Origin of the sequence: Extensimonas soli, from assembly GCF_029211265.1 — a bacterium.
GTDB lineage: Bacteria > Pseudomonadota > Gammaproteobacteria > Burkholderiales > Burkholderiaceae_C > Extensimonas > Extensimonas soli.
In genome coordinates, this window is record NZ_JARGEL010000013.1 from 399,442 (window position 1) to 419,410 (window position 19,969).

The 19,969-nt window shown below is 66.5% G+C and carries 18 protein-coding genes; 7 read left to right on the plus strand and 11 right to left on the minus strand.

Features of this window, described 5'->3' with window-relative positions:
• Positions 1-13: 13 nt before the first annotated feature.
• Both pepN and prfB read right to left on the minus strand, forming a co-directional pair.
• Positions 14-2,725 carry an aminopeptidase N gene (gene pepN / locus PYV55_RS05975; protein ID WP_275849763.1) on the minus strand — a complete coding sequence of 904 codons (2,712 nt, stop codon included), beginning with the start codon at positions 2,723-2,725 and terminating at the stop codon, positions 14-16.
• Between the two features lie 86 nt (positions 2,726-2,811).
• Positions 2,812-3,916, minus strand: a protein-coding gene (prfB, locus tag PYV55_RS05980; RefSeq protein WP_275849764.1) for a peptide chain release factor 2 whose coding sequence is annotated in 2 segments (ribosomal slippage) — positions 2,812-3,834 and positions 3,836-3,916 — 1,104 coding nt in all. Because the reading frame shifts where the segments join, the coding sequence is not laid out codon by codon here.
• A 231-nt stretch (positions 3,917-4,147) separates the two neighbouring features.
• On the opposite strand from prfB, the gene vapB reads away from it, so the two are divergent.
• Complete coding sequence (gene vapB, locus PYV55_RS05985) at positions 4,148-4,381, plus strand: type II toxin-antitoxin system VapB family antitoxin (RefSeq protein ID WP_275849765.1); 234 nt, start codon at positions 4,148-4,150, stop codon at positions 4,379-4,381.
• A 3-nt stretch (positions 4,382-4,384) separates the two neighbouring features.
• Entirely contained in the window at positions 4,385-4,789 is a 405-nt protein-coding gene (gene vapC, locus PYV55_RS05990) for a type II toxin-antitoxin system tRNA(fMet)-specific endonuclease VapC (RefSeq protein WP_275849766.1), read from the plus strand.
• A gap of 25 nt (positions 4,790-4,814) precedes the next feature.
• Here vapC and nth read toward each other — a convergent pair whose 3' ends face one another.
• Positions 4,815-5,465: an endonuclease III gene (gene nth, locus PYV55_RS05995; RefSeq protein ID WP_275849767.1), complete on the minus strand. Its 651-nt coding sequence runs from the start codon at positions 5,463-5,465 to the stop codon at positions 4,815-4,817.
• Positions 5,466-5,586: 121 nt separating this feature from the next.
• On the opposite strand from nth, the gene PYV55_RS06000 reads away from it, so the two are divergent.
• Entirely contained in the window at positions 5,587-6,777 is a 1,191-nt protein-coding gene (locus tag PYV55_RS06000; RefSeq protein ID WP_275849768.1) for an aminotransferase-like domain-containing protein, read from the plus strand.
• A gap of 87 nt (positions 6,778-6,864) precedes the next feature.
• Here PYV55_RS06000 and nrdR read toward each other — a convergent pair whose 3' ends face one another.
• From nrdR to PYV55_RS06015, 3 genes are all read right to left on the minus strand, one after another.
• On the minus strand, positions 6,865-7,314 hold the full coding sequence (gene nrdR / locus PYV55_RS06005; protein ID WP_275849769.1) for a transcriptional regulator NrdR: 450 nt from the start codon (positions 7,312-7,314) through the stop codon (positions 6,865-6,867).
• 18 nt (positions 7,315-7,332) lie between these two features.
• Positions 7,333-8,577 carry a serine hydroxymethyltransferase gene (gene glyA, locus PYV55_RS06010; protein ID WP_275849770.1) on the minus strand — a complete coding sequence of 415 codons (1,245 nt, stop codon included), beginning with the start codon at positions 8,575-8,577 and terminating at the stop codon, positions 7,333-7,335.
• A gap of 263 nt (positions 8,578-8,840) precedes the next feature.
• Complete coding sequence (locus tag PYV55_RS06015) at positions 8,841-9,689, minus strand: lytic transglycosylase domain-containing protein (RefSeq protein ID WP_275849771.1); 849 nt, start codon at positions 9,687-9,689, stop codon at positions 8,841-8,843.
• 451 nt (positions 9,690-10,140) lie between these two features.
• On the opposite strand from PYV55_RS06015, the gene PYV55_RS06020 reads away from it, so the two are divergent.
• From PYV55_RS06020 to PYV55_RS06030, 3 genes are read left to right on the plus strand one after another with little or no spacing between them, the layout of a single operon-like run.
• Positions 10,141-11,007, plus strand: coding sequence for an SDR family oxidoreductase (locus PYV55_RS06020; RefSeq protein ID WP_275849772.1), 867 nt, complete (start codon positions 10,141-10,143; stop codon positions 11,005-11,007).
• Positions 11,004-11,882 carry an SDR family oxidoreductase gene (locus PYV55_RS06025; protein WP_275849773.1) on the plus strand — a complete coding sequence of 293 codons (879 nt, stop codon included), beginning with the start codon at positions 11,004-11,006 and terminating at the stop codon, positions 11,880-11,882. Before PYV55_RS06020 ends, PYV55_RS06025 begins: the two co-directional genes overlap by 4 nt.
• Positions 11,879-12,325: a PaaI family thioesterase gene (locus PYV55_RS06030; protein ID WP_275849774.1), complete on the plus strand. Its 447-nt coding sequence runs from the start codon at positions 11,879-11,881 to the stop codon at positions 12,323-12,325. The genes PYV55_RS06025 and PYV55_RS06030 overlap by 4 nt, the downstream gene beginning before the upstream one ends.
• A gap of 51 nt (positions 12,326-12,376) precedes the next feature.
• Here the strand turns inward: PYV55_RS06030 and PYV55_RS06035 are convergent, their stop codons facing one another.
• The 5 genes from PYV55_RS06035 to PYV55_RS06055 form a co-directional block, all read right to left on the minus strand.
• A complete protein-coding gene (locus PYV55_RS06035) occupies positions 12,377-13,660 on the minus strand; it encodes an O-acetylhomoserine aminocarboxypropyltransferase/cysteine synthase family protein (protein ID WP_275849775.1) in 1,284 nt (427 codons plus the stop codon).
• 215 nt (positions 13,661-13,875) lie between these two features.
• Entirely contained in the window at positions 13,876-14,973 is a 1,098-nt protein-coding gene (locus PYV55_RS06040) for a glycosyltransferase (RefSeq protein ID WP_275849776.1), read from the minus strand.
• A gap of 36 nt (positions 14,974-15,009) precedes the next feature.
• Positions 15,010-16,710: an ArnT family glycosyltransferase gene (locus PYV55_RS06045; protein ID WP_275849777.1), complete on the minus strand. Its 1,701-nt coding sequence runs from the start codon at positions 16,708-16,710 to the stop codon at positions 15,010-15,012.
• Between the two features lie 58 nt (positions 16,711-16,768).
• A complete protein-coding gene (locus tag PYV55_RS06050) occupies positions 16,769-18,184 on the minus strand; it encodes an FAD-binding oxidoreductase (RefSeq protein WP_275849778.1) in 1,416 nt (471 codons plus the stop codon).
• 24 nt (positions 18,185-18,208) lie between these two features.
• Positions 18,209-18,667: a DUF2069 domain-containing protein gene (locus PYV55_RS06055; protein ID WP_275849779.1), complete on the minus strand. Its 459-nt coding sequence runs from the start codon at positions 18,665-18,667 to the stop codon at positions 18,209-18,211.
• 21 nt (positions 18,668-18,688) lie between these two features.
• Here PYV55_RS06055 and PYV55_RS06060 point away from each other — a divergent pair, with 21 nt between their 5' ends.
• Entirely contained in the window at positions 18,689-19,945 is a 1,257-nt protein-coding gene (locus tag PYV55_RS06060; protein WP_275849780.1) for a YihY family inner membrane protein, read from the plus strand.
• The last annotated feature ends 24 nt before the right edge of the window (positions 19,946-19,969 follow it).

A 19,969-nucleotide genomic window follows, 5' to 3' on the forward strand; every position in this document is an offset into this window, starting at 1 on the left:
ACGGAATGCCGGATTATTCCTCGGCGAGCGCGCGGCCGACGACTTCGCGCACGTCGGCGCTGAGTTCGGACTTGGCGGCAACGCGCGCGAGCGCTTCACGTGCGGCGCTGCGCCAGGGCTCGGCGAGCTTCTTCCAGCGGTCCAGCGCGCGTGCCAGGCGTGCGGCGACCTGCGGGTTGATGGCGTCGAGCGCGAGCACGCGCTCGCTCCAGAACTGGTAGCCGGCGGCGTCGGCGCGGTGGAAGGCGCCGGGGTTGTTCATGCAGTAGCTGAAGATCAGGCTGCGCGCACGGTTCGGGTTCGTCAGGTGGAAGTCGGGGTGCTGCAGGAGCCGGCGCACGATGGGCAGTACCTGGCCGCCGCGGTCGGGCGCACTAGCTTGCAACGCGAACCACTTGTCGATGACCAGCGGCTCGTCCTTGAACAGTGCATGAAAGCGCTCGAGCGCAGGCGCGGCGAGTTCGTGCCCGCTCGCGACCAGCGCGCTCAAGGCGCCGAAGCGCTCGCTCATGTTCGTGGCCGTCTTGACGCGCTGATAAGCCTTGCCCGGCCACACCTGATCGCCCTGGTGCTGCGCGGCCAGGCACAGCATGTGCAGCGCAAGGTTGCTGAGCGCGCGGCGGCCAGCGCAGACGGGGTCGGGGCGGTACGCGCCCGGCGTCTGGTGCTGCTCCCAGGCCCATTGCCAGTCGGCCTGCAGCGCGAGCGCGAGCTGCAATCGCATGGCTTCGCGCACGGCGTGCACGCGCTGCGGATCGACCTCATCGAGCTGCTCGGCGATGTAGCTCTCGGCGGGCAGCGTGAGCACGAGCTCTTTGAAGGCGGCGTCGAGCTGCGGGTGGCGCAGCACTTCGCGCAGCGCCTGGACCAGCGATGTGGGCAGAATTTGTGCATCCAATGGGCCGCTGGCGCTTGTCTGCAGGGCACTAGTAGCTATTGCTGCAATAGCGGCGCGCAGCACCAGGCGTTGGCCTGCCTCCCAGCGGTTGAAGGGGTCGGTGTCGTGCGCGAGCAGCGTGAGCAGCTGCGCGTCGCTCGCCTCGTCTTCGAGGATCACGGGCGTGCTGAAGCCGCGCAGCAGCGAGGGCACGGGCGCGGCGTCGATGTCCACGAAGGTGAAGCTCTGGCTCGGCTCGGTCAGCACCAGCGTGCGCGTGGTGCCGTGGGGCGCGTCCTCGCCCGCGAGTTGCAGCGGCAGCGCGTGCCCGGCGGCGTCGAGCAGGCCGAGCTCGATCGGGATCACGAAGGGCTCTTTGTGCGGCTGCCCCGGCGTGGGCGGGCAGCTTTGCGTGAGCGTGAGCGTGTAGCTGCGCGCCGCGGCGTCCCACGCGCCCTGCGCGCGCACGCGCGGCGTGCCGGCCTGGCTGTACCAGCGCTTGAACTGCGGCAGGTGGCGCGCGAGCGCGCTTGCGGGGTTGGCGTCGGCGATGGCCTGCGCAAAATCTTCGCAGGTCACGGCCTGGCCGTCGTGGCGCGCGAAGTAGAGCTTCATGCCCGCGTCGAAGCCTTCACGGCCGACCAGCGTCTGCATCATGCGCACGACTTCCGCGCCTTTTTCGTAGATCGTGACGGTGTAGAAGTTGTTGATCTCGATGTAGCTGTCGGGCCGCACCGGGTGCGCCATGGGGCCGGCGTCTTCGGGGAACTGCGCGGTGCGCAGCACGCGCACGTCTTCGATGCGCTTGACGGCGCGCGCCGAGGGGCTGCCGGCCATGTCCTGGCTGAATTCCTGGTCGCGGAACACCGTCAGGCCCTCTTTGAGGCTGAGCTGGAACCAGTCGCGGCAGGTGACGCGGTTGCCCGTCCAGTTGTGGAAGTATTCGTGCGCGACCACGCTTTCGATGTTCGCGTAGTCGGCGTCGGTGGCCGTGGCGGCGTTGGCGAGCACGAACTTGGTGTTGAAGATGTTCAGGCCCTTGTTTTCCATCGCGCCCATGTTGAAGTCGCTGGTCGCGACGATCATGAAGCGCTCCAGATCGAGCGGCAGGCCAAAGCGCGCCTCGTCCCAGGCGATCGCGGCCATGAGCGAGTGCATGGCGTGCTCGGTCTTGTCGAGGTCGCCCGGGCGCACATAGACCTGCAGCAGGTGTTCGGTGCCCGCGCGGCTGCGGATGCGCTGCTCGCGCGCCACGAGCTTGCCCGCGACCAGCGCGAACAGGTAGCAGGGCTTTTTGTGCGGATCGACCCACTGGGCCCAGTGGCGCCCGTCTTCGAGTTCGCCCTGCGCGACCAGGTTGCCGTTCGAAAGCAGCACCGGGTACGCGGCCTTGTCGGCGCGCAGCGTGACGGTGTAGCTCGCCATCACGTCCGGGCGGTCGAGGAAGTAGGTGATGCGGCGAAAGCCCTCGGCCTCGCACTGCGTGAAAAAGGTGCCCTCGCTCACGTACAGGCCCATGAGCCGGGTGTTCTTGGCGGGCGCGCAGGTGGTGAAGATTTCGAGCTCCACAGGCTCGCTGCCAGCGGGCAGGTTTTCGAGCACGAGCTGGCCGGCGTCCATCTTGAAGCTGGTGCCCTGCCCGTTGACGAGCACGCGCGCGAGGTTCAGCTCCTCGCCGTCGAGGCGCAGCGGCTGCGCGGGCACGTCGGGGTTGCGGCGCACGCGCATGCGATTGAGCACGCGCGTCTTGGCCGGGTCGAGGTCGAAGCTCAGATCGACGCTGTCGATCCAAAAAGGCGGCGGGGCGTAGTCCTCGCGGCGGGTGACGGTGGCTTGGGCTTCACGCATGGCGGGTTCCATTGCATTGGTTTTGATAGCTGCTTGTGCAGGTGGTATCTTGGCTGGAGGGCAAAAAGGCTTAAAAAATGCAGGTATCAAACGCCCTGCTTGAGGCTGGCCTCGATGAAGGCGTCGAGGTCGCCGTCGAGCACTTTTTGCGTGTTGCTGATTTCGACGCCGGTGCGCAAGTCCTTGATGCGGCTCTGGTCGAGCACGTAGCTGCGGATCTGGTGGCCCCAGCCCACGTCGGTCTTGGTTTCCTCGAGCTTTTGCTGCGCCTCCATGCGCTTGCGCATCTCGTGGTCGTACAGGCGCGAGCGCAGGCGCCGCCAGGCCACGTCGCGGTTGCTGTGCTGGCTGCGGCTGTCCTGGCACTGCACCACGATGCCCGTGGGGATGTGCGTCAGGCGCACGGCCGAGTCGGTCTTGTTGATGTGCTGGCCACCCGCGCCGCTCGCGCGGTAGGTGTCGGTGCGCACGTCGGCGGGGTTGATGTCGATCTCGATCGAGTCGTCGATCTCGGGGTAGACGAACACGCTCGCAAAGCTGGTGTGGCGCCCGCCCGCGCTGTCGAACGGGCTCTTGCGCACCAGGCGGTGCACGCCGGTTTCAGTGCGCAGCAGGCCGTAGGCGTATTCGCCCTCGATCTTCACCGTGGCGCTCTTGATGCCGGCCACGTCGCCGGGGGTTTCTTCTTCGACCGTGGCCTTGAAGCCCTTGCGCTCGGCGTACTTGAGGTACTGGCGCAGCAGCATGCTGGCCCAGTCGCAGGCCTCGGTGCCGCCCGCGCCCGACTGGATGTCCAAAAAGGCGTTGAGCGGGTCGGCCGGGTTGTTGAACATGCGGCGGAATTCGAGCTGCTCGATCGCCGGCTGCAGCTTGGCGGCCTCGGCCTCGATGGTGCGCAGCCCGGCCTCGTCGCCCTCGGCCTTGCTCATCTCGAACAGCTCGGTGTTGTCGGCCAGCTCGCGCGTGAGGCGCTCGAGCGTGAGCACCACGTCATCGAGCGCTTTCTTCTCTTTGCCCAGCTCCTGGGCCTTTTTGGGGTCGTTCCAGACCGCCGGGTCTTCGAGCGCGGCGTTGACGGTTCTCAGGCGTTCAAACTTGGCATCGAAGTCAAAGATACCTCCGTAAATCCTCGGTGCGCGCGCTGAGCTCGCTGAGGGTGTTGCCAATCTGGTTGATGCGTTCTGCGTCCATGGGGGTCTTTTCTCAAGTCTTGAAGGTGGAATGGGCTTGCAATGCCTGCGTGCCCAGATGGGGCTGGGCGGCCGGAATTCCCAGATCGGACTTCCAGCGGGGTTGGCAACGGTTGCGCCAGTGGGCGGCGATTTTCGCACGCGCTGCGCGCCACGCGGCCACGGGTGCGGCATTGTGCGCTTCACGGGGCTTGTATATATTCAGCGTGTATGGCAACAAGGAGTCGTTACCATGACCACGAGCACCGTCTTTACCAACAACCGCACCCAGGCCGTTCGCCTGCCGGCCGAATTGCGTTTGCCCGACCACGTCAAGCGCGTCGATGTGCGCGCCGTGGGCAATGAGCGCGTGATCGCGCCGATCGACCAGGCGTGGGACAGCTTTTTCCAGTCCACCCCACTGCCCAGCGACGATTTTTTGCCCGAGCGTGCATCGCAAACCCAGGCCGAGCGCGAGGCGCTTTGAGCCATGCTGCGCTACCTGCTCGACACCAACATCGCGATCTACGTGATCAAGCACCGGCCACCGCAGGTGCGCGAAGTGTTCAACCAGCACCACGGCCGCATGGCCATTTCGGTCATCACGCTCGCCGAATTGATCCACGGCGCAGAAAAAAGCCAACTCCCCGCGCGCAACCTCGGCGTGGTGGAAGACTTTGCCAGCCGCCTGACGCTCCTCGCCTATCCACCCGAGGCCGCCTACCACTACGGCAGCATCCGCGCCGCCCTGGAACGCAAAGGCACCCCCATAGGCGTCAACGACCTGCACATCGCCGCCCACGCGCGCAGCAGCGGCCTCACGCTCGTGACCAATAACGTTGGAGAGTTCGCCCGGGTTCCGGGGCTGTTGGTGGAGAACTGGCTGGAGCGGTGAGACACCAGCTGTGTGGAGGCGGGGCTCAGGCCGATCGCTGCGGTGCCGGCGTCTTGGGCGCGTAGTCGCACCAGCGCGCGACCTTGCATTCCCAGCAGCGCGGCTTGCGCGCCTGGCAGACGTAGCGGCCGAGCAGGATCAGCCAGTGGTGCGCGTGCTGCAGGTATGCGGGCGGCACGCGCTCGAGCAGTTTGCGTTCGACTTCGAGCGGCGTCTTGCCCGGCGCGAGGCCGGTGCGGTTGCCGACGCGGAAGATGTGCGTATCGACGGCGATGGTGGGCTCGCCAAAGGCTACGTTGAGGATCACGTTGGCGGTCTTGCGCCCCACGCCGGGCAGGGCTTCGAGCGCGGCGCGCGTGCGCGGCACCTCGCCGCCGTGGCGCTCGACCAGGATGTGGCAGGTTTCGAGCAGGTGGCGCGCCTTGCTGCGGTACAGGCCTATGGTTTGGATGTGGCTCTCCAGCCCCTCCTGGCCGAGCGCGGCAATGGCTTGCGGCGTGTTGGCCACGGAAAACAGGCGGCGCGTGGCCTTGTTCACGCCCACATCGGTGGCCTGCGCCGACAGCAGCACGGCCACGAGCAGCTCGAACGGCGTGGTGTATTCGAGCTCGCTGCGCGGCGTGGGGTTGTCGGCCTGGAGCGTGGCAAAAAAGGCTTCAATCTGCGCGGGCGTCATGGCGCGAGTGTAGGGGCTGCCACCATGCGCTGCAGCATGCTGAGGCGTGCTGCACTATGCCGTGCAGCGCTGTGGCGCGCTGCGACAATGGCGCTTTCCCGTTCGTTGGAGTGTTTTCGCCATGCAATTTGCCGACCGTCTGAACCAGGTGGAGACGTCCGCCATCCGCGACCTTTTCAAGCTGCTGGGCAAGCCCGGCATCGTCAGCTTTGCGGGGGGCTTTCCCGACAGCGCGATGTGCGACGTCGAGGGCATTCGCACTGCGGTGAATGCCGCACTGACGGAAGACGGCGGCGGCGCGCTGCAATATGGTGCGACCGAGGGCTATCCGGCGCTGCGCGAGCAGCTGGCCAGCTTCATGGCGGGCAAGGGCGCCCAGGATGTGGCGCCCGAGCAGCTCATCGTCACCACGGGCAGCCAGCAGGCGCTTGATTTGCTCGCCAAGACCATGATCAGCCCTGGCGACAAGGTGATCGTCGAGGGGCCGACTTTTCTGGCCACCATCCAGTGCTTTCGGCTGTTTGGCGCGCAACTCGTGAGCGCGCCCATAGACGCGCAGGGTGTGCAGACCGACGTGCTGGAGCAGCTGATGGCGCAGCACCGGCCCAAAATGGTGTATTTGATCCCGACCTACGGCAATCCGAGCGGCGCGACGCTGAGCCTTGCGCGGCGCAAAAGGGTGCTGGAGCTCGCGGTGCAGTACCAGTGCCTGATCGTCGAGGACGACCCTTACGGCGACCTGTATTTCGACGCGCCGCCGCCGCCCAGCCTGCTCGCGCTCTCGGCGCAGGTGCCGGGCAGCCGCGAGTGGCTTGCGCACTGCGGCAGCCTCAGCAAGGTGCTGAGCGCGGGCTTGCGTCTGGGCTGGCTGATTGCGCCGCCAGAGTTGCTCGCCAAGGCCGTGATGTGCAAGCAGTTCAGCGACGCCAACACCAGCACCTTTGCCCAGGCCACGGCCGCGCACTACCTGCGCGCGGGCCGCATGCCGGCTACGCTGGCCCATGTGCGCAAGGTCTATGCCGAACGCGCCGCCGCCATGGGGCAGGCACTGCGGCGCGAGCTGGCGGATGCGATCGACTTCGTGCCGCCGCAAGGGGGCTTGTTCATCTGGGCGCGCCTGACCGGGGCCGGCGGCAAGATCGCCGACGCGCAAGAGCTGTCGCCACGCGCGATCGAAAAGGGCGTGGCCTTCGTGCCGGGCGCGCCGTTTTACTGCGCCAACCCTGACCGCGCCACGCTGCGCCTGTCGTTCGCGACCGCGGACCTGCCCAAGATCGAGGAAGGCGTGCGCCGGCTCGCGCAGGCGCTGTGAGCGCACCGCGCCAGGGCGCCGGAAAATTTGGATGAATTTGGCTTCCAGCGCTTGTAGATCAAGCGCTGGAAGCTATTATTTTATGAGCTACTTGTCCACTTCATCGACGACGGCGCGAAACGCATCCACGTCTTCGAAGTTGCGGTACACGCTCGCAAAGCGCACGTAGGCGACTTTGTCGAGCTTTTTGAGCTCGCGCATCACGAGCTCGCCAAGCTGGTTCGAGGGCAGCTCGCGCTGGCCCAGGCTCAGCAGTTTTTCTTCGATGCGTTCGATGGCGCTGTCGATCTGCTCGGTGCTCACGGGGCGCTTGCGCAGCGCGAGTTTGAACGACCCGAGCAGCTTGGCGCGCTCGTACTCGGTGCGCCGCCCGTCCTTTTTGATGATGGTGGGCAGCGTCACCTCGGGGCGCTCGTAGGTGGTAAAGCGCCGCTCACACGCAGCGCACTGGCGCCGGCGGCGCACGAAGCCGCCATCCTCGGCCACGCGGGTTTCGACGACTTGCGTCTCCTGGTGGCCGCAGAAAGGGCATTTCATGCTTGCGCTGCGCCGCGTTCAGCCATAGACCGGAAAGCGCGCCGTGAGCGCGTGCACCTTGGCGCGCACCGCTTCGATGTTGGCAGGGTCGCGCGGTTTGTCGAGCACGTCGGCCACCAGATGGGCCGTGAGGCGCGCCTCTTCGTCCTTGAAGCCGCGCGTGGTCATTGCGGGGGTGCCTATGCGCACGCCGCTCGTCACCATGGGCTTTTCAGGGTCGTTGGGGATGGCGTTCTTGTTGATCGTCATGTGCGCGGCGCCGAGCACGGCCTCGGCTTCCTTGCCGGTGATGCCCTTGGAGCGCAGATCGACCAGCATCACGTGGCTTTGCGTGCCGCCGCTCACGATGCGCAGGCCGCGCTCGGTCAGCGTTTCGGCGACGATGCGCGCGTTCGTCACCACCTGCTGCTGGTAGGTCTTGAACTCGGGTTGCAGCGCCTCTTTGAAGGCCACGGCCTTGGCCGCGATCACGTGCATCAGCGGGCCGCCCTGAAGGCCGGGGAAGATCGCGCTGTTGATGGCTTTTTCGTGTTCGGCCCTCATCAGGATGATGCCGCCGCGCGGGCCGCGCAGGCTCTTGTGCGTGGTCGAGGTGACCACATCGGCATGCGGCACGGGGTTGGGATAGACGCCCGCGGCAATCAGGCCCGCGTAGTGCGCCATATCGACCATGAAGACCGCGCCCACGTCCTTGGCCACCTTGGCAAAGCGCGCAAAGTCGATGTGCAGGCTGTAGGCCGAGGCGCCTGCGATGATCAGCTTGGGCCGTGTTTCGTGGGCCTTCTTTTCCATCGCGTCGTAGTCGATGGCTTCCTTGGCGTCCAGGCCGTAGGAGACCACGTTGAACCACTTGCCGCTGATGTTCAGCGGCATGCCGTGTGTGAGGTGGCCGCCTTCGGCAAGGCTCATGCCCATGACGGTGTCGCCGGGTTTGAGGAAGGCGAGGAAGACGGCCTCGTTGGCCGATGCGCCGCAGTGCGGCTGCACGTTCGCGGCTTCGGCACCGAAGATCTGCTTGAGGCGGTCTATGGCCAGCTGCTCGACCACGTCGACGTGCTCGCAGCCGCCGTAGTAGCGGCGGCCGGGGTAGCCCTCGGCGTATTTGTTGGTCAGCTGCGTGCCTTGCGCCCACATCACGGCGGGCGAGGCGTAGTTTTCGCTGGCGATCAGCTCGATGTGCTCTTCCTGGCGGCGGTTTTCGGCCTGGATAGCAGCAAAGACTTCGGGGTCGGTGTGTTCGACGAGGATGTTGCGGTGGTACATGGCAGTCTTTGGATGAAAGCGACTTCCTTGCACTTTGCGCCACGAAACGGCGTTTTGCGGCACTGACAAGGACTGCCCAGGCGAACGGCTTGGCACCGGGGGCCCCGGCGGTACGCTTCCCCGTGGTTGACAAGTTTGATTTCCACGTCAGCGGCGGCTGCCTGTGTGCCGGCGGCCGCGCCTATCGCCAGTTGCGTACGCCGCGAGTGTAGCCGAGCAGGGCGCTGGCCCGTCGCAAAGCCGGGGTCGCTGTCAAGGCGCGCTCAGGACTGCGCCGGCGCTGCAGCAACGCCTTCGTCGTTGCGTGCCGTGGCATCCCCCGCGGGACGTATCGGCGCGGGCTGCGGCTGTGCACGTGCTGCAAGCTGCTTGGGCGCGGCCGCAACCGCCCCGCGCCGGCCGGCGATCTGGCGCAGGCGCGCCTGCTCGGCCAGAACTTTGGCCGTGTAGCCGCCGTCGTCTTCCTGGTTGGCCGCGCCCACGTAGTAGCGCAGCCCGCCCTCGACCGAGCCGGCGCGCTGGATGCACTCCTGCAGCACCTTGGCGCCCACGCGCAGGTTGGCCTGCGGGTCGAAAGCCGCGAGGTGGCCGCCAAAGTTTTCGTATTTGTCGGTGTGCGTGCGCGTCATCACCTGCATCAAGCCCTGCGCGCCGACGGCGCTTTGGGCAAAGGGGTTGAAGCTCGACTCGACGGCGATCACGGCGAGCAGCAGGGTGGGCTCGATCTTGGTGCGCAGGCCCACGTCATACGCTTGGGCCACCAGCGCGCTGACGGGCTCCGGTGCTACGCGGTACTTTTTGCTGAGCCAAAAGGCAATGGCCGCCTGCTCCTTGGGCAGGGTGTGCGGGTTGATGGCCAGGGCACGGTCGCCCGCGTCGGCCACGGCAGGGGCCTCCTGCTCTTGCGCCACGACATGGCGGGTGCGCAGCCAGTCGAACAGCTGAGCCTCGGCGCTCACGCGCAGATCGGGCCGGCTTGCAGCGACCATGGCCATGCAGGCCACGGCCAAGCCAAGCAACGCAAGACCGTTGTGGGTGATGGCAAAAAATCCTTCGACCACGTCATTGACGAAGGTCTTGGTGCCAGAGATGAAACGAGGGAACGCTGTCATCACTATTCCTTTCCTAGATGAAGCGGGCGCCATGTGCCTTGCATGCGCAGGGCGGGCGAGGCATCTGAGGCGCCGCGATACACGCGCATCGCTGGTTTGCTGCGCCGGTCTTTGGCTGGGCTGGTGGTAAACGAGCACAGAGCCAAGTGGGGCAGTGGAGGCAAGTCGCACGGACTGCGTCCGAAGAGAGGCGGATTCTGGGAGGCAATAAATGCCAAGTCAATGCTTAAAAAATAAACTTTGAGATATTTTGGTTATTTGCGATGGCGTTTGAAGGATATTTGCGCACCGTCAAAGCTGGTTTTGGGCAGCAAACAAGGGTTTCCCCTTGCGCAAAACAATCAAACGCTAGTTAGAGTTGGATAATCCCGTATGCTCGTGCAGCCAACGCTCCCCATTGCCGACCCCCCCGCTATGGGATTTTCCGTTTCTGAGATTTCTGAGGCTCTTCATGACAGCACCCCCTATCACCTTCGGTTTCGATGACGAAACCCTGGCCCAGCAGCCCACGGTCTATCACCCTGGGCTTTTCGACGACAAAGTCGTGCTCGTTTCGGGCGCGGGCAGCGGCATTGGCAAGGCCATCGCCTTTTTGTACGCGCGCCTGGGCGCCAGGCTCGCGATCTGCGGGCGCGACGTGGCCAAGCTCGAGGCCAGCGCCGAATGGCTGCGCAAGCTCGGCAGCCCCGATGTGCTCGTGCATCCCATGAGCATCCGCGACCCCGAGCAGGTCGAGCAATTGATGGATGCGGTGTGGCAGCACTTCGGGCGCGTCGATGTGCTGGTCAACAACGCCGGCGGCCAGTTTCCGCAGCGTGCGCTGGATTTCAGCACCAAGGGCTGGAAGGCGGTGATAGACACCAACCTCAACGGCACCTGGTACATGATGCACGCCATGGCCAAACGCTGGCGCGACACGGGCACGCAGGGCAACATCGTGAACATCGTCGCCACCTTCCAGCGCGGCATGCCGGGCGTGGCGCACACCTGCGCGGCGCGTGCGGCCGTGACCTACCTTTCCAAGACCGTGGCGGTGGAGTGGGCGCAGTACGGCATCCGCATCAACTGCGTCGCGCCCGGCGCGATCGCGAGCACGGGCTTTCGCCAGTATTCCGAGGAAGCCGTCAAGTCCTTCTCGGCCGCCAATCCGATGAAGCGCGTGGGCGACGTGCACGACATTGCCGAGGCCGTGGTTTATCTGAGCGCGCCCAGCGGCAAGTTCATCACGGGCGAACTGCTCACCGTCGATGGTGGCGGCGTCCTCTGGGGCGAGGTCTGGACCATCCCCAAACCCGACTATTTCAAGGTGACCGCATGAACACGCAAGACACGACTCAACCCAAATTCGGCCCCGGCGACGAGGCCCTTGCCGCGTTGCCCACGGTGTACCGCGATGACTTGTTTGCCGGCAAGGTGGTGCTGGTGTCGGGCGCGGGCAGCGGCATAGGCAAGGCCATCGCCTTTTTGTTTGCGCGCCTTGGCGCGACGCTCGCAATCTGCGGACGCAATGCCGAAAAGCTCGAAGACAGTGCACAAAAGCTGCGCGCGCTCTCGGGGCGCGAGGTGTTCACCTACCCCATGACCATCCGCGACCCCGAGCAGGTCGATGCTTTGATGGGTGCCGTGTGGGAGCATTTCGGCGGCCTGGACATTCTGGTCAACAACGCGGGCGGGCAGTTTGCCGCACACGCGATGGACTTCCCCATCAAGGGCTGGAACGCGGTCATAGACACCAACCTCAACGGCAGCTGGTTCATGATGCAAAGCGCCGCCAAGCGCTGGGTGGAGCAGGGCAAACCCGGCAACATCATCAACATCACCGCGGCGATAGACCGCGGCCTCACGGGCATGGCGCACACCGCCGCCTCGCGCGCGGGCGTGATCGCGCTCTCGCGCACGCTGGCCATCGAATGGGCCGAGCACAACATCCGCCTCAACTGCATAGGCGCTGGCGCGATAGAGAGCAACGGCTTCAACAACTACCGCGACGAAAACGTCCCTACCTTCTACCAATGCAACCCCATGATGCGCCCCGGCGACGTGCAGGACATTGCCGAGGCCGTGGTCTATCTGGCCGGGCCCTCGGGCAAGTTCATCACGGGCGAAGTGCTCAACGTCGAGGGCGGTATGCTGCTGTGGGGCGATTTCTGGCCCGCCGGCAAGCCCGACTACTTCAAGGTCAACGGCGCATGAGCGCAAGCAACAGCCCAGCAACTTCGGCTGCGTATTTCCACGGGCCGTTCCAGCAGCTCGTGGGCTACGACATTTTGAAGGGCGAGCGCGGGCCATACTTCACGCTGCCGATACGGCGCGACCACCTGAATCCGCATGGCGTGCTGCACGGCGGCGTGCCGTTGACCTTGCTCGATGCGATCGGCGGGCGTGTGCTGATCGACCGGCAGATTCCGGGCAGCGAGCTGTTGATCCGCTCCACCGTGACCGCGACGCTCACGGTGGACTTCATGCGCGCGATCGACAGCGGCGTGCTGTACGCGAGCGGCACGCCCGACTTCATCGGCAAAACGCTGGCCTACGTCTCGGTCAAGGTCACGCGCGACGCGCTCGACGGCGAACTCGTCGCGCGCGGCATAGGCACCTACCGGGTATATACCAAGTCGCTTGTCAAGACGGTATAAAGCCAAATTGAGCTTTTAAGAAGATCTGACAAGCGCTGGCAGCTCACTTTTTCATACCTTGTCGAGCGCCTGCGCGAGGTCGGCCTGCAGGTCGTCCACGTGCTCTATGCCGACCGACAGGCGCACCATGCCTGCGCTCACGCCGGCCTGCTCGAGCTCGCTGGGGCTGAGCTGGCGGTGCGTGGTCGAGGCCGGGTGCGTGGCGAGCGACTTGGCGTCGCCGATGTTGACGAGGCGCGTGAACAGCTGCAGCGCGTCGAGAAAGCGCGCACCGGCCGCACGCGCGTCGCCGCCCTGGGCCTTGAGGCTGAACGACAGGATGCCCGACGCGCGCCCGCCCATGAGCCGCTGCGCGATGGCGTGGTCGGGGTGGTCTGGCAGGCCCGCGTAGCGCACCCATTCGACCTTGGGGTGGCTTTGCAGGTAGCGCGCCAGCGCGAGCGCGTTGTCGCAGATGCGTTCCATGCGCAGCGCGAGCGTCTCTATGCCCTGCAGGATGAGGAAGGCGTTGAGCGGCGCCAGCGCCGCGCCCATGTTGCGCAGCGGCACCACACGCGCCCGGCCGATGAAGGCGGCCGGGCCCAGGGCCTCGGTATAGACCACGCCGTGGTAGCTCGGGTCAGGCTGGCTGAAGCGCGCGAAGCGCTCCTGGTGCTGCGCCCAGGGGAACTTGCCGCTGTCCACGATCGCGCCGCCCAGGCTGTTGCCGTGGCCGCCGAGGTATTTGGTGAGCGAGTGCACCACGATGTCGGCGCCGTGCTCTATCGGGCGCAGCAGGTAGGGGCTGGGCACGGTGTTGTCCACGATCAGCGGCACGCCGTGCGCGTGGGCCACGTCAGCCAGCGCGGCGATGTCGGTCACGTTGCCCAGCGGGTTGCCTATCGACTCGACGAAGATCGCCTTGGTGCGTGCGTCGATGTGGCGCGCAAAGCCGGCCGGATCGCGCGGGTCGGCAAAGCGCGTGGTGATGCCTTGCTGCGGGAAGGTGTGCGCAAACAGGTTGTAGGTGCCGCCGTAAAGGGTGCTGGCCGAGACGATGTTGTCGCCCGCTTCGGCCAGCGTCTGGATCGCGTAGGTGATGGCCGCCATGCCCGAGGCCACGGCCAGCGCGCCTATGCCGCCTTCGAGCGCCGCAATGCGCTTTTCGAGCACGTCGTTGGTCGGGTTCATGATGCGCGTGTAGATGTTGCCCGGCACCTTGAGGTCGAACAGGTCGGCGCCATGCTGCGCGCTGTCGAAGGCGTAGGCCACGGTCTGGTAGATGGGCACGGCGACGGACTTGGTCGTCGGGTCGGGGCTGTAGCCCGCGTGGACGGCGAGGGTTTCGAGTTTCATGGCGGCGTGGGAGGGAATGGGGGAAGAGGGCGATTTTTACCGCCGTTTGCGCCGCGTAGAACGAACATTTGCGCATGAGCTTATACGCCAGTGGCCCATGTGCGGGGGCGTGCCTGTTCGTTGCCGCCTGGGGGCTCCGCGGCGCGTTGGGGCGGAGCATGTGCGGGCGCGAGTGTGGCTTGCAGGCAGGTGCGGGCCAGCACATGCCGAGCCGTTCAGCCGCCCTTGGGCTTGTTCCAGGTGTAGATGGCGGTGATGGCGTAGTTCCACACCGCGCCCACAGCCACGCCGGCAAAGGCCGAGAGCACCCACGATGCCTGCTGGCTGAACAGCCAGGCGGCGATGCCCACGTTGGCGAGCGCGCCCACGCTGCACGCGAGCGTAAAGCTGATCCAGCCGCGCAGCAGCTGCCAGCCGCGCAGGCGCATGTCGCGGTAGGTGAGCAGGTTGTTGAGCACGAAATTGCTGGTCATGGCGACCAGCGTGGCAGCGGTCTGCGCCCACAGAAACGGCATCGCAAGCAGCTTGAAGCAGACCGACAGCACCAGCAGGTGCACCAGCAGACCGAAGCCGCCCACCAGCGTGAACGCGATGAAGCGTATGGGCACCACGCGGCCGAAAAAGCGGTCCAGCAGCATGATGAAGTATTCCCACGCCACCGTGGTGTCGAGCTTGCTCTCGCCGGAAAAGCGCTGGCGGAACTGGTAGGGCAGCTCGAGATAGCGCAGCGGCGTGGGCGAGCTCGCGAACAGGTCGAGCAGGATTTTGAAGCCCACGCCCGACATGCCCTGACGAATGCAGCGCAGCGCCGCCGCGTGGCGGATCATGAAAAAGCCGCTCATCGGGTCTTTGAGGTCGGCCTTGAGCACGCTGCGGCTCAACCGCGTGGCCAGGCGGCTCAGGAAGGCGCGCGACTGCTTCCAGGCGCCAATGCCACCGCCTTCGACATAGCGGCTGCCGACCACCACGTCGAGGTTCGCGTCTTTCTGTAGCGCCTCGAACATGGCGCGCAGCAGGCGCTCGTCGTGCTGCAAATCGGCGTCCATCACCGCGACCACCGGGGCGGACGAAGCCAGCATGCCTTCGATGCAGGCCGAGGCCAGGCCACGCCGCCCTATGCGCTGCAGGCAGCGCACGCGCGCGTCGGACTGTGCGAGGGCGCGCACCTTGTCGGCGGTGCCGTCGGGCGAGTCGTCATCGACGAAGATCATTTCCCAGCCGACGCCCTCGAGCGCGCGCGCGACACGGTCGCGCAGCTCGGTGACGTTGCTGGCTTCGTTGAAGGTGGGGACGACGATGGAAAGCTGTGGCATGTGGTGGGTGGCGCTCTCGCTCAGTGGCTCAGTGGCTCAGTGTGGGCCTTTGGGGTGGCCGCGGTAGCCGGTGCAGCGGTAAATTTCGATGCGGCGGGTGTCTTGCTGCAGCTGGGAGGATTCGACCACGGCAATGCGCTCTATGTGCGTGAAATAGGGGCGCAATTTGTCGATGTCTATGCCGGTCTGCGGCATGTCGGAGGTCACGAGCAGGCCCGTGGCGCCGCGCAGGTCGTCGGGGCGGGGAAAATAGTCGTACTGCAGGGCGCGTTCGCCGTAAATGTCTTGCGCATAGGTGCGATCCTGCCCTGCGTTGTAAAACCACAGCAGCGAGCTCGACTTGTACGAGGGCGAAAACACGAAAGTCTTTTGCCCCTGCGCGTGCAGCTCGGCCTCGATCTGGTCGATGCGCGCGGCGGCGTCCTTCCAGCCGCTCCAGATGTTGAGATCTCCCGGCAGCGGCAGATTGGGCACCTGCGCGGCCGCACCCAGCGCGAGCAGCAGCGCCGCCGACGAGCCCAGCCCCCAGCGCAGCTGGCGTAGCTTGGCCGCTTGCGTGGCCAGTTGCGCTAGGAGCCTGTCGGACTTTGGAATCGTCGGCTGCGAATGCGCCGCAGCGGCCCATTTTTTACCGGCTTCTTGCCCCATAGCACCACTATGGGGCTGCGAATCCGGCAAAAACTGACCTCGCTGGGGCACATTCTCGCTTTCGACGCCCAAAGTCCGACAGGCTCCTAGCAGTGCGCGCAGCCCCAGCACGACCAGCGCCCACCAGGCCGGCATGAGCCAGTTGACCTTGGAATTGGTGCGAAAGCTCACGGCAGTGAACAGCAGCAGCGGCACCAGCGCGCTCAAAAGCAGCAGCCAGCCCTGCGCATCGAGCGTGCGCCGCAGCGCCGCGCGCACGCCGCTGCCGAGGCCGCGCAGCGCCAGCCAGAACAGGTAGGGCGTGAGCACCACGAACTGCGTGAACACCAGCAGCAGGAAAAAGCGCGGCTTGAAGCGATCCATCTCGCCCACGCGGCGGCTGCTTTGGAACGCGATCGAAGCCCAGTCGTGCTGCAAATTCCACAGCACCACGGGCGAGAACACCGCCAAGGCCAGCAGCAGCGCCAGATACGGGTGCGGCGTGGCCAGCCAGTGGCGCAGGCGCGGCACAACCAGCAGGTAAAGCACCGTGATGGGTACGAGCAGCGCGCCCGCGTATTTGCCCAGCCAGGACAGCCCCAGGCACAGGCCGGCCACGTACCACCAGCGCGCCTGGCCCGTGACGCTCAGGCGCCAAATGGCCCACAGCGTGGCGAGCCAGAAAAACATCAGCGGCCCGTCGGGCGAGGGGCCAAAGCCGTAGAACTCGTACATCAGGCTGAGGTTGAGCGCGAGCAGCGACCAGAAAGTCAACCGCCGGTCGCCCCAGAGGTCTTGCAGCAGCGTGGCCCACAGCAGGTTCCAGCCCAGCGACCACACGACCGCGGCCAGTTTGATACCAAACACCGTGGAGCCGACCACGGCCGTGGTCAGCCAGATCATGTGGCTTGCCAGCGGCGGATGGTCGAAGTACGACAGATCGGGGAAGCGGCTCCAGGTCCAGTAGTAGGCCTCTTGCGGCAGCAGCGGCACGGTGGCCGCCATGCACAGGCGCAGCAGGGTGAAGCCGGCGATCAGCCAAAAAATGGCGCGGCCATCTGGGGGCGCAATAGTGCGGGCGCTGGGAGAAGAGGAAGATGCAGTAGGCATGGCGGACGTTCGAGCCCGCGATTATCGCCGGCTGGGCGGGAGTGCCCGAAGCGGGGCGCTACTCCAGAACCCGCCCCGGATTCAGCACATTCTGCGGATCGAGCGCGCGTTTGAGCGTGCGCATCAGCCCCAGCGCCACGGGGGACTGGTATTGCTGCAGTTGCGCCACCTTGAGCGCGCCCACGCCGTGCTCGGCCGAAAACGCGCCGCCGAACTGCGCCACGGCGTCGTAGACGAGCGCGTTGGCGTGTGCTTCATGTGCCTGCAAAAAGGCTTGCGCGTCGCAGCCCTGCGGCGCTTGCACGTTGTAGTGCAGGTTGCCGTCGCCCAGGTGCCCGAAGGTGACCAGGCGCGCGCCGGGCAACGCGCGCGCGAGCAGCGCGTCGGTGTGCGCGACGAAGTCCGCGATGCGCGAGATCGGCACGGCGATGTCGTGCTTGATGTTGAGCCCCTCCTTGGCCTGCGCGAGCGGGATGCCTTCGCGGATCTGCCACAGCTGCTGCGCCTGCGTGAGGTTTTCGGCCACCACGGCGTCGCTGATGCAGCCCTGCGCCAGCGCGGCCTCCATCAGCGCCTCGAAGCGCGCGCGGGCGTGGTCAGCCGATTCGCTGTCGGAGTTTTCGAGCAGCACGCACCAGGGCGCGTCGGGGTGCTCGACGAAAGGCACGCGCAGCTGCGGCAGGTGCTGCTGCACCAGTTGCAGCGCAAAGCGGCCCATGGCCTCGAACGCCGTGAGTCCCGCGTCCAGATGTTGGTGCGCGAGCCCCAGCAGCGTGACGGCGTGCGCGAGCGAAGGCACGGCGGCCCAGGCGGTGAGCTGGGCCGCGGGCCGCGGAAAGAGCTTGAGCGTGGCCGCGGTGATGATGCCCAGCGTGCCCTCGCTGCCGATGAACAGGTCGCGCAGGTCGTAGCCGGTGTTGTCCTTGCGCAGGCCGCGCAGGCCGCTCCAGACCTCGCCCTGCGCGGTGACCACTTCGAGGCCCAGGCACAGCTCGCGCGCATTGCCGTAGCGCAGCACCTGCGTGCCGCCGGCGTTCGTGGCCAGGTTGCCGCCTATGGTGCAACTGCCTTCCGAGGCCAGCGAGAGCGGAAACAGCAGTCCGGCCTGCGCCGCGGCGGCCTGCACGGCATGTAGCAGGCAGCCGGCTTCGGCCGTGAGGGTGAGGTTGGCCGGATCGATGGCGCGCACGGCGTTCAGGCGCGTGAGGCTCAGCACGATTTCGCGCCCCGAGGCATCGGGCGTGGCGCCCAGCGACAGGCCGGTGTTGCCACCCTGCGGCACGATGGGTGTGCCCGCGGCAGCGCAGGCGCGCACCACGGCGGCAACTTCCTGCGCGCTGGCCGGGCGCACCACGGCCAGCGCCTTGCCGCGCGCGCGCCGGCGCCAGTCCTGTTCCCAGGCGCTGAGGTCGCCTTCGTTGTGCACTTCGGCGGGGCCGACGATCTGGCGCAGGGTGTGGAGCAAGTCAGACATGGATCGTCCTGCGGCAGACAAAAATCAAGCCATGGGGGCTGCAGCCGCAGTCCGGGCCTTGCGCAGACGCAGGCGCACGTGCAGCGCGCACGCGACAAAAAGCAGCAGGCACAGCACCACTTCGCCGAGCGCAAGCCAGTTGCCCGGCGGCCGGTCGCTCCAGGCGCGCACCACGCCTTCGATGAAATACAGCCACAACCCCAGGCTCAGCCAGCGGTAGGTGTACATGCGGTGCTTCAGCAGCCCGGCGAGCGGCACGCACAGCGGCAGCGCCTTGAGCGCGAGCCACGAGCCGCCCGGGCGCAGCGGCGCGAGCGCCAGCTCCCAGGCCAGGCACAGCACGATCAGCGCCAGCAGGCTGCCCACGGCGAGCCAGCGCGTGGCGGCCACGGCGGGGTCGGGCGCGGCAGGTGCCCCAGCTGCGTGCGGGAGCGAAGAAATGGTGGTGGGAGCAGAGGGGGGCGTGGGGGCGGGCGCGGTCATCGGGCTGGCATCATATCGGGCATGAACTTGTCCTTCCAGGCGGCGCTGGCGCGCATGCGTGTCATTTCGAGCGGGCTCGCGCATTTTCCGTGGCGCAACACGCTGCAGACGCTGCGCGAGCGCTTTCACGAAGACCACCTCGCGCTCACAGCGGGCAGTTTGACCTTTACCTCCGTGCTCGCGCTGGTGCCCTTCGTCACCGTGGCGCTCGCGGTGTTCACGGCCTTTCCGATGTTTGCCGAGTTGCAGAAGGTGCTGCAGCGCTGGCTCGTCGAGAGCCTGGTGCCTGAAAGCATTGCGCGCCAGGTGCTGGGCTACGTCACGCAGTTCTCTGCCAAGGCCAGCCGCCTGGGGGTGGCGGGTTTCAGCATGCTGCTGGTCACGGCGCTTGCGCTGATTTTGACCATAGACGGCACGCTCAACGCCATCTGGCGCGTGCGGCGCCTGCGCCCGCTCACGCAGCGCGTGCTCATCTACTGGGCCGGCCTCACGCTCGGGCCGCTCGCCCTGGGGGCGAGTCTGGCGCTCACCTCGTATGTGATGTCGGTCTCGGGCGGGCTGGCCAAATCCTTGCCCGCCGGCGTGCGCCTGCTGTTCGACTCGATCCAGTTTTTCATGCTTGCGGCGGGCATGGCGGCGCTGTACCGCTATGTGCCCAACACGCCCGTGAAGTGGCGCGACGCCTGGGCCGGCGGGCTGTTCGTTGCGGTCGGCATGGAGCTGGCCAAAAAGTTGCTGGCGCTGTATCTGAGCAAGGTGCCCACGTATTCGGTGATCTACGGCGCATTTGCCACGCTGCCGATTTTTTTGCTCTGGATCTACGTGGCCTGGCTCATCGTGCTGTTCGGCGCCGTGGTCGCCGCGTACCTGCCCGTGGTGCTTATGGGCGTGGCGCGGCGCGGCGGCGCGGGCTGGGCGTTTCAGCTCGCGGTGGAGGTGTTGCAGGCCCTGCATGCGGTGCGCGGGCAGCCCGCCAAGGGGCTGCGCCTGAGCGCACTCGCCCGCCGGCTGCGCGTGGACGCGCTGCAGCTCGAACCCGTGCTCGAAACCTTGCAGGCGCTGGACTGGGTCGGCCAGGTCAGCGACCCCGCCCCCGACGGCAGCGGTGCCCCCAACCTCGTGGAACTGCGCTACGTGCTGCTCGCCGAGGTGCAGAGCACGCCGCTTGCCCCCTTGCTGCAGCGCCTGCTGCTGGAGCGCACGCCCAGCGTGGAGGCCTTGTGGCAGCGGGCGGAACTGGATGAGTTGATGCTCGCGGATGTGCTTTTGAAAGAGTAGCTGGAAACGCTTGCTGGGTAGGCG